Below are 8,843 nucleotides of genomic sequence, written 5' to 3'. Positions count from 1 at the left end.
GAAAGGATTAAATTTTGCTCAGCGCAACCAATGACCATTGGATTTTCCGCTACTTCGTCAGGGACGACCATACCCGATTCCCAAGGTTTCAAGGAAATTGCTAGGCCGCTGTCCTGATAAAGACCTAGATGATCTGCCATTAACAGACCAGCAAATTGCACATTAAATTTCCAGTCTAGCTGCATGGTCAACGGCAAAGCCGCACGACTAGGAGCAGAAAAACCAGGCAGTAAATTACTAGCCCCAACACCTAAGCCCAACATTCCCGCGTATTTGATGAGCTGACGCCGTCTTAGACTCATAAGTCACCAATAACCTAATACAGGCCAAGAGCGTACTTCACCTTTCTTTACGCTTCTGTAGTCAGGTTAACTCTGTTAATTAATTAGATCGATTGCTCCGCCGATAGTCCCAGGGCATCACAGGATTAGACTGGTTCCAAAAGTTCAACCGCTGCTGCTGGGCCTGGGCCTCGGCGGCAAGTAGAGCATCGTCCGTATCGGGGCAACTGCTTAGATACTGTGTATAGACTGCCGCATAGCCTTCGCTGACTAGCTTCAGGTTTATGTTCTGGCTACCCGCATAGATCTCCGCCACCATGCGCCCATAGCGGTCTGTGTCGGCCTCGCGGAACTGAATGGTGGAACCTCTAGGGGTTAGCTGTCGCAAGCGTTCGGTGGCTGCTGGCCCCCACGGGGTTTGTGTTGTCTCTGGCGTGTCGATGCAGGCCAGCCGGACAGTGACGTTCTGACCCTGGTAGTCCATCTGCAGCGTGTCGCCATCGCCTACAGAGACAACGGTGGCAGTGGCCAGGTTTTGGCTGGCCATCGATTCAGTAACAGATCCCTGATCTTGAGGTATGGCCACAGTTCCAGAACATCCGCTAGCGATCGCCCCGAGTCCAACGGCCAAACCCAAGCACTGCCAAACCTTCATTCCCTACTCCAATATCAGCGTTTCTAGGATACCCAGCCTAGCTAGGGTGACAGTGATAGATGGACTAGAAGGGGAATGACTATTGCCAGGTAGAGGGGCACCGCAGTGGAGATGAAGCTGATAACAAAGCGGGTATCAAGATCGTTCTCCTTGGCGAAGAGCAGGGTTAGCAGGCTAGGGGGTAGGGCTGCTCCGGCGAGGACAGCAGCTTGTTCCACGCCCTGAAGCCCAAAAGCTTGGGTAACTGCCCAGCCCAAGCTCAACCCGCAGCCAATCTTGGCCAGCACCAGGAGGGCATAACGCCCCACAGAGGCAAGTTGAACCTGAAACTCCATTCCCAGTAGCAGGAGCACCAGCAGTAAAAAGCTCCCCTCGGCAATATTCAGTAGGCCCAGGAGCACCTCATTCATCCAGCCGAGAGCGTTGAGTATTAAACCCAGCACAATGGCCCAAAAGAAAGGTGTCTGGGCCAGCTTCAGGGCCACCGCCCGACCTGTGACCCCAGCTTGGCCAAACCAGGCGGAGAGGCAGTAGACCACCGTGAACAGATAGATGGCTTGGGCCAGATCGAACAACACAATTCGACTGAGGCCCAGATCGCCAAAGGTGAGCAGCATGATGGGATACCCCACCGCACCGCCCTCAAAGGTGGGAAAGGTGGTCATCAAAGCTCCAGCCTTGGGCTTGTCCCACTTGAACCACCAAACTCCAACGAAGGCAATTGCCGTCAGGCCCACCACTACCACCAGGGCAGACAGGGGCAGGTAGATGAGTTCTGGGGTAATGGTGGCGGTGGCCAGCGCCCGCAGAATCACCGCTGGAAGCACCAGCGTAGTCAGCAGCTTGCCAATGGTCCTGGCATCGCCAGAGTGCAGCACCCCAGCCCGCTTTAGCCCAAACCCCAGGCAAGCCACCAGGATCATGGGCAGGAGTTGAATTAGCATCGGCATGAAAGTGATGATGGTGAGCCTTGGGGATTGACCTACGGCTGGTAGCTTAGGAGCTAGAACTGCCCTAGGAAGAATTGATGGCCATTTCCTTCGACCGAGCCGCTGACTTCTACGACAATACCCGCACCCTGGCTCCAGAGGTGTCTGAGCGACTGACAGCAGAGATTCTAAAGTTAGGGCAGGCTACCCCCGACACCACTTTCTTTGAGCCTGGTATCGGCACCGGGCGTATTGCTCTGCCCATAGTCGAGCGGGGCTATGCCTACACCGGGGTCGATGTGTCCGAGGCGATGATGGACAAGCTACGCCAGAAGCTTGAGGGCAAGACCCACCGGCTGACGTTGCTCAATGCTGACGCGACCGATCTACCCTTCGAAGCCAATGCTTTTGATGTGGCGATCGCCCCCCACATCCTGCACCTCATTCCTGACTGGCAAACCGCTATGGATGAGGTGCGCCGGGTGCTGAAGCCCGCTGGGGTATTCATCTACTTCCACCACCCCACAAAGAAGACCGCTACTCGTGATGCCCTTGGGCGGCAGTGGCGGCAGATTCTAGCGGGCTATGGCTACGACTCTGGCTTTACAGGTGGGATAACTGAAGATGTGCTGGGGCGATTGCAAGAGCAAGGGGCCACGCTAGAGACAGCAGTAGTTGCGGAACTGTCCCGCGAGAGTACAGTGGACAGTCTTATGAGAGCCTACCGCGATCGCATCTACAGCAATATGTGGCGAGTGCCTGACGACATCTACCCCAGAGCCCTGGCAGATCTTGAAGCCTGGGCAGAGCAGGAGTTTCCTAACACCGATGTACCTATGACCTCCCAGGACAACATCACGCTCACCGCCGCCTACCACTGGGCAAGCTAGAGAAGAAGCCCCTAACCTAGCTGTGAAGATTGTAATTTTGAAGCTACATACGCTCGATGCCAGGACACCAGGCCATTAATCGCTATCCCCAACAAAATGACGTACAGAAGCGAGAGAAAACGTACCTCTTTAACGTAGTACAGCCCAATAGCGATGATATCGATGACAATCCAGTAGAGCCAGCTTTCTATCCGTTTAACGGCCATCAACGCCATTGCTGTAAAGCTCATCACGGTTGTGACCGCATCAAGGATAGGAAAGGAAGCCGCTTCTGGAAACCACTGGGGAAGCCAAGTATGGATTTGTACCATAACTCCGCCAAGGGCTAGACCTAAACCTAATGTAATGCCCAGCGTTAGCAATCCATAGCGGCGGTGGCTATAAAGAAATCCTTCTGTGACATCCTGGGCTGGGCCTTTTCGGCTCCACCACCACCAGCCACAGACACTAGCCACCAAGTAATAGACCTGCTCTAAAGCATCGGAGTAGAGCTGGATTTGGTAGAACAGGCTCATGTAAAGCAGGACACTGATTATGCCTATGGGCCAGGTCAGCATATTCTTTCGGGCAATCAGCCACACTGACCCTAGATAAAGCAGGGTTCCAATCAGCTCGATGTAACTCATCGGATAGCCGAGGATGGTGAAGGCGATGGTATTGATGCTGAGAAAATCAGCCATTAGCAACCTGGAAGTGTTCTAGGAGGTTGTGGTACTTCTCAAGTTGAGCGAGTATCCCTTCCACGTATCCTATCCGGGTCTGTAAGTCGCCTCTCACTCTAAAAAATGGAATCTTACGCACCACTAGGTCACTGATGATTTGCTTCTGGAAGACGGATCTATTGCCTGCTCCAGAACGATCCCAAGTGTCGTCGTAGGGAACATCTGTCTCACACAGAAACACCAGGTCATAGCGCGAGGCACAGCGCTCCGCAAGATCGGTCAGGCGGGGCGTAGCGGTGCCGTGGTAGTAGAGCGAGAAACGGTAGGTGGTAAGAGCGTTGGTATCGGTAAAGAGGTACCGATTGGCCTGGGTCAGCTGCGCTTCTTCTCGTGCTCGGTGGCCCGTAGCAATCTCTTCAAGCTGCTCTAGGGATAATCGCCGCTCTACTTGATGGGTTTCCCAATATTCCCTGCCGTACTCTGGCATCCAAACGGTTTTGTAATAATGGGCTAGGGCTTCAGCTAGGGTAGTTTTGCCAGTGGAGGGTGCCCCCAAGAAGACGATATGGGTGATTAAATCTTGGTAGACCAGAGGATCTAAGAACTGGCGATAATGGTAAGGATTGGAACGGACTTGGGTGGCTGAGATGGGGACTGTAGTGCGGTTTGCCCAGGATGATTGGGGTGTCCAGTCCACTAGGCGATTCACAGCACCTAACGCCTGACTCATGTGTTCTCCATAGAACTCTCTAGAGTAGAAGTGAGTCACACTGTTGCCCTGAAGCCGTTTCAGAATATAGGTTTCGTGGGCCTGCTTGATTTCAGGGGTATCACCTATCTCGGTTGGCCCATCCCAGGCTTCAATGACCTTTACTGTGGGATATAGCTGACGAATCCAGTTAGCCCTGATGGATAGCGGTACAGCAGTTGTTTCGGGGCAATCATAAATCATGACGATCACTTCATCCATCTCTGCTAAGGCCGTCTCAATTAGGAATTGATGGCCTTTGTGGAGGGGGGCAAACTTGCCGAGGGTGAGGCCACGGGTTGGCATAATGGCTAGAGGTCAATTAGAACTGCGTTGGCGTTCGCGAGGCGTCTCTTTCAGAGAAAGCCTCTCGTTTGGAGAATCGCGTTAGGGAGAACGGTTTAGGGTAGCAGTCTAGAACAGGGATTCCTGCTGAGTAACCTGCGCTACCTCATACCCTTCATCAACCGGCAGATTTGGCTGCTTAGCAGCGGCTACTGCCAACCGATCGCACCGCTCATTCTCCACATTGCCGCTATGGCCCTTGACCCAACGAAACTCGACTTGGTGCTGCTCACAGAGACTCAAAAGCTGCTGCCAAAGGTCAGCATTGACAGCTCTCTCTGTCTTGGTACGCATCCACCCCTTCGAGCGCCAACGCACTGCCCAGCCCTTCATGATGGCCTCAACGACATACTTGGAATCTGAGTAAACGGTCACAGCGCACTGGTGCTTTAGCGCTTGGAGGCCAGCGATCGCCGCCATCATCTCCATGCGGTTGTTTGTGGTCAGGCGGTAGCCGCCAGATAGTTCTCTGCGGTGTTCGCTATAGAGCAACACTGTTCCATAGCCCCCAGGGCCAGGGTTGCCGATACAGGCTCCATCGGTGTAGATGATGACGGGTTTGAGAGGTTGGGACATGGATAGAGAGAAATGAACTAAGCGATCGCACCATTAGTCTTGGCTGAGGCAGTAGATCTAGCTGCTGAAGCCATATCTACCGCATCACTCTTGCCTAATGCATTGACTACAGCAGCATTCCCCCCAGCTATCAGGTGCAACTCATCCTGTGCTCTGGTCATGGCCACATAGAGCTGTCGTCTCGCTAGCGAGCGCTCATCTAAATCTTCAGCAAAGCAGTCCTCAAACTGCTCGACCCACAGCAGTAGCACTGCCTTAAACTCCAGACCCAGCGAGGACAGAGTAGTGATGACTCTTACCCCCGGCCTGCGGGCGCTGTAATTCACTTTGGTTTCCTGGCTCTCTGTGACCCAATAGACCGGCAGGCCTAAGGCTTCTAGACGCTTCAGCATGGCGTTAAACAGAGCATCATTCTTCTTGGGCTTGTAGCGATAGAGGATGGCGATCTCTGAGGGGCTGTAGCCCAGCATCACCAGACGTTGAACCTGCTCGACAGCGACATCTACAGCCTTAGCTTTAGTGCCTGTTTGGTAGAGGGTTGGTCGAGGCCCTTGGCGCAGGGCTGCTTCAGGCATAACGGTGGGGAATGTAGCATCATCCGTCAGGTCTTGGTCAGTGTTCTTAACCACCGTCCAGGCGGCTTCGAGAATCTCTTTGGTGTTGCGGTAGTTCTGGGCTAGCTTCATCGTGCGCCGTCCTTGGGCCTTGATGCCTACTGACTTCCAGGTGAATTTAGACCGTTTGTAGAGGCTTTGGTTGCCGTCTGAGACAACCACCAGGTCGCCGTTCTCTGGGTCTTTGAGGCCAGCCACACAACACTCGAACCACTCGCGGGTAAAAGTGTGGGCCTCATCCACCAGAATGGAGTCCCAGCGATCCGCCTCTGGCCGCTGCTGGAGGGTAGCCAGCACCTTCTCGCCCAGGAGAGCATCATAGGTGACCTGGTTAGCCACGTAGGGCAGTCGGCCCAGAATAGCTCTGGCCCAGTCGTGAAAGTGCATTACCTCAATGCGGTCTTGGTACTGGGGGTTCATGGTGTCGCCATGCAGGAGCGATCGCAGGTGGGCAGCCAGCGTGATGTTGAAGCACAGGATCAGGATGCGCTGGTCGAATAGGCGGTTGGCAAGGACTTTGGCACGGGCCAGTAGGATCAGGGTTTTGCCAGAGCCAGCAACGCCAGAGATCAGGCGGTGGCCATCCTTCATGTTGCGGGCAAGGCGTTCCTGGTCAATGTCGAGGGGCACCACTACGCTGCTGCCAACCGGGAGTTCAACGCCTTCGGGCACGCTGCTGGAGGTTACGGGCTTCTCTCTAATGACTGTCTCGGGATGCAGACAGCCCTTGATGGTGTTGACTTGGTCTACAGTCAGCGACGGGAAGTCGAAGTAGACCTTGAACATATCCCGCAGCCGCTGCACTAGCATTTCTGAGGTGTAGTTCTCCCACTCCAGCAGCTCATCCCGGTAAGCAACATGAGGCTGTTGGAGGAAGTTGTAGATGTTTTCCTCATGGGCCTGGGGTTCGTTGATATTGCTCATCACAGCGCCCGTGCCCACAGGGAAGACTAACTTGCCCTCATAGTTACCATCAAGCTGGCGGAGGATGGGGTAGCCCTTGAAGCGTTCAGCAGCAGTGCAGAAGTAACCGTGGGCTTGTCTGAGGGGGGATTGGTAGCTCTCAATGCCCTGCTTACCCTTGACCTTGAAGAACTGCTCTCCTGCCTCAACGATATTGCCAGCGAACCACCCCTTGACCTCAATGATCAGCAGGCCAAAGGTGGGGCTCAGGATAGTGAAATCGGGATAGAGGTTTCCCTGCAGCCGTGGCTCATACCAAACGATGAAATCCTTGGGCAGCTTAGTTTTGAGGATGCTGAATAGTCGCTGTTCGCCCTGACTAGCGGTGGAGGGGATGGTTTCAGGGATGGTGAGAGCCATAGATGCTGAGGTAGGCCGTTGTGTCTAGTTATCCCCAGAACAGCTCAATTGCTTTCATGCCGCGCAAGAAGCAGCGAAGTTGTATCTTAGACAACAATTTTGATGCAAAGCGACTGATAACTTGCATACAAGAAATAAGGAAAATATTTGACGCAGAATTTCTTACTCCCTACTCGCAGGCAACTAGAAAAGTTTTTTGAGTTAGGTCGTTTTACCTTTGCTGAATATGCATACAGACTTAATAAGCACTTCGGAAAATCAGCAGGGAGAGAAAGGTCTTTCCACTGGCATTGAAATAAGCAACTTAACCAAGAGATTTCACGGAGAAACTCTATATAAAAATTTCAACCTAAGTATACCAGGTGGCCAATTCACATCAATTTTTGGCCCTAATGGCTGCGGCAAATCAACATTGCTTGGTATGATTTCTGGCCTTGTCCCATTTGATAGCGGGAAAGTTTACTTTGGTGGCAAATCCCTTTCGGAATCGAAGATTGGATATGTATTTCAGAACTATAGGGATGCCCTTTTCCCCTGGCTGAGAGCAAGTGATAACATCACCTATCCGCTGGCTAGGGCCGGGTTATCCAAAATACAGCGCAAATTAAAATTAGAGGAACTAGTACAGCAATTTGGAGTAAAGTTTGATCTAAAACGTTATCCCTATGAGCTGTCTGGTGGACAACAGCAACTTGTCTCGATTATGAGGGCATTGGCAACAAGTCCAGAAGTTTTATTTCTTGATGAGCCGTTTTCAGCTCTAGATTACGAAGCCACACTATCCATAATTGAAAAATTACAAGAGGTCTTCATCGCTTCTGGCGTCACTATGGTCATGATTTCACATAATTTAGAGGAAGCCATTTATCTCTCTAACCGTGTTATCCTTTTGACAAAAAAGCCCACTCACGTAGCCGAAATAATCTCATTTAACGCTCATCATCCGCGTACTTCTAAAACTCTTTCCGATCCCCACTTCATTGACATCAAAGCCCATAGCCTGGATGTTTTCAGGAGGGAGGTAAACAAGTGATATTTAAGATTAGATCCAGAATAACTAATGAAGCCCTAACATCTTTTCTGGTCGCTAATGTCGGAACCCTGATTGTCATTGGCATTTGGTGGGTAATAGCATCCCTAGAACTAATAAACCCCGTACTTCTACCAACTCCCATAGAAACTTTTAAGTCGCTCTTTGCTAGTGTATTCTCTGGAGACTTAATCAAAGACTTCTGGCTTACCCTTTATCGGAGTCTGTATGCTTTCATAATTGCTGTAGTGGTGGGAGTTCCTGTTGGTATCTTATTGGGTTCAAACGAGAAGATATATCGCTCCTTTGAGTTTCTGATCGACTTTTTCCGTTCTACCCCAGCAACAGCTATGTTCCCTCTGTTTCTAGTTGTTTTTGGTATCGGAGATTTCTCCAAGATTGCTGTAGCTGCCTTTGCGGGTGCGTTGATTATCTTTTTCAATGTAGCCTATGGTGTCATGAACACGAAGAAAACTCGGGTGATGGCAGCCAAAGTGATGGGTGTACCTTCTTGGAGAATCTTCGTTGATGTGACATTTCTTGAAACGTTGCCTCAAACATTTATAGGGTTAAGAACAGCGATTTCTCTGGCTCTTGTTGTCATTATTGTTGCTGAAATGTTTATCGGCTCAACTCACGGCATGGGGCAGCGGATCATTGACTCGCAGCAAGTGTTTGATATGCCCCAAATGTATGCCTCTATCATTGCTACTGGAGTGATGGGCTATACCTTAAATCAGATTTTTCTAATTGCTGAAAATAAATTTGTTCACTGGAAAGGAAGATAATC

The 8,843-nt window shown here is 51.6% G+C and carries 10 protein-coding genes; 3 read left to right on the top strand and 7 right to left on the bottom strand.

The genetic code is table 11. The features are described from left to right. The 3 genes from H6F57_RS27285 to H6F57_RS10725 form a co-directional block, all read right to left on the bottom strand. On the bottom strand, window positions 1-263 hold a 263-nt coding region (locus H6F57_RS27285; protein WP_347279967.1), incomplete at its 3' end, for an ABC transporter substrate-binding protein. 118 nt (window positions 264-381) lie between these two features. Continuing rightward, on the bottom strand, window positions 382-936 hold the full coding sequence (locus tag H6F57_RS10730; protein ID WP_190630109.1) for a thermonuclease family protein: 555 nt from the start codon (window positions 934-936) through the stop codon (window positions 382-384). A 41-nt stretch (window positions 937-977) separates the two neighbouring features. Beyond that, the gene (locus H6F57_RS10725) at window positions 978-1,880 is read right to left on the bottom strand and encodes an AEC family transporter (protein ID WP_190630107.1); all 903 of its coding nucleotides are present in this window, start codon (window positions 1,878-1,880) and stop codon (window positions 978-980) included. Between the two features lie 83 nt (window positions 1,881-1,963). Between H6F57_RS10725 and H6F57_RS10720 the strand changes: the two genes are divergently transcribed. Further along, entirely contained in the window at window positions 1,964-2,755 is a 792-nt protein-coding gene (locus H6F57_RS10720) for a class I SAM-dependent methyltransferase (RefSeq protein ID WP_190630104.1), read from the top strand. Window positions 2,756-2,766: 11 nt separating this feature from the next. Here the strand turns inward: H6F57_RS10720 and pnuC are convergent, their stop codons facing one another. The 4 genes from pnuC to H6F57_RS10700 form a co-directional block, all read right to left on the bottom strand. After that, window positions 2,767-3,435, bottom strand: a complete 669-nt coding sequence (gene pnuC, locus H6F57_RS10715; RefSeq protein WP_199289913.1) for a nicotinamide riboside transporter PnuC — start codon at window positions 3,433-3,435, stop codon at window positions 2,767-2,769. Further along, window positions 3,428-4,471 carry an AAA family ATPase gene (locus H6F57_RS10710; RefSeq protein ID WP_190630101.1) on the bottom strand — a complete coding sequence of 348 codons (1,044 nt, stop codon included), beginning with the start codon at window positions 4,469-4,471 and terminating at the stop codon, window positions 3,428-3,430. Before H6F57_RS10710 ends, pnuC begins: the two co-directional genes overlap by 8 nt. Before the next feature lie 108 nt (window positions 4,472-4,579). Further along, entirely contained in the window at window positions 4,580-5,086 is a 507-nt protein-coding gene (gene rnhA, locus H6F57_RS10705; RefSeq protein WP_190630100.1) for a ribonuclease HI, read from the bottom strand. 17 nt (window positions 5,087-5,103) lie between these two features. Beyond that, window positions 5,104-7,023, bottom strand: a complete 1,920-nt coding sequence (locus H6F57_RS10700) for a 3'-5' exonuclease (RefSeq protein ID WP_190630099.1) — start codon at window positions 7,021-7,023, stop codon at window positions 5,104-5,106. Window positions 7,024-7,249: 226 nt separating this feature from the next. Here H6F57_RS10700 and H6F57_RS10695 point away from each other — a divergent pair, with 226 nt between their 5' ends. Then, window positions 7,250-8,056, top strand: a complete 807-nt coding sequence (locus H6F57_RS10695) for an ABC transporter ATP-binding protein (RefSeq protein WP_190630096.1) — start codon at window positions 7,250-7,252, stop codon at window positions 8,054-8,056. After that, window positions 8,056-8,841: an ABC transporter permease subunit gene (locus H6F57_RS10690; protein WP_190630121.1), complete on the top strand. Its 786-nt coding sequence runs from the start codon at window positions 8,056-8,058 to the stop codon at window positions 8,839-8,841. The genes H6F57_RS10695 and H6F57_RS10690 overlap by 1 nt, the downstream gene beginning before the upstream one ends. Window positions 8,842-8,843 lie beyond the last annotated feature (2 nt).

Origin of the sequence: Leptolyngbya sp. FACHB-60, assembly GCF_014695775.1 — a bacterium.
Lineage (GTDB): Bacteria > Cyanobacteriota > Cyanobacteriia > Phormidesmidales > Phormidesmidaceae > Nodosilinea.
Note: the sequence above shows the minus strand (reverse complement) of the source record. Positions and strands in the feature narration are given on the sequence as shown.

Coding starts and splice junctions, on each gene's coding strand:
- H6F57_RS10700 (WP_190630099.1), bottom strand. CDS start 7,023: ATGGCTCTCACCATCCCTGAAACCATCCCCTCCACCGCTAGTCAGGGC.
- rnhA (WP_190630100.1), bottom strand. CDS start 5,086: ATGTCCCAACCTCTCAAACCCGTCATCATCTACACCGATGGAGCCTGT.
- H6F57_RS10710 (WP_190630101.1), bottom strand. CDS start 4,471: ATGCCAACCCGTGGCCTCACCCTCGGCAAGTTTGCCCCCCTCCACAAA.
- pnuC (WP_199289913.1), bottom strand. CDS start 3,435: ATGGCTGATTTTCTCAGCATCAATACCATCGCCTTCACCATCCTCGGC.
- H6F57_RS10725 (WP_190630107.1), bottom strand. CDS start 1,880: ATGCTAATTCAACTCCTGCCCATGATCCTGGTGGCTTGCCTGGGGTTT.
- H6F57_RS10730 (WP_190630109.1), bottom strand. CDS start 936: ATGAAGGTTTGGCAGTGCTTGGGTTTGGCCGTTGGACTCGGGGCGATC.
- H6F57_RS10695 (WP_190630096.1), top strand. CDS start 7,250: ATGCATACAGACTTAATAAGCACTTCGGAAAATCAGCAGGGAGAGAAA.
- H6F57_RS10720 (WP_190630104.1), top strand. CDS start 1,964: ATGGCCATTTCCTTCGACCGAGCCGCTGACTTCTACGACAATACCCGC.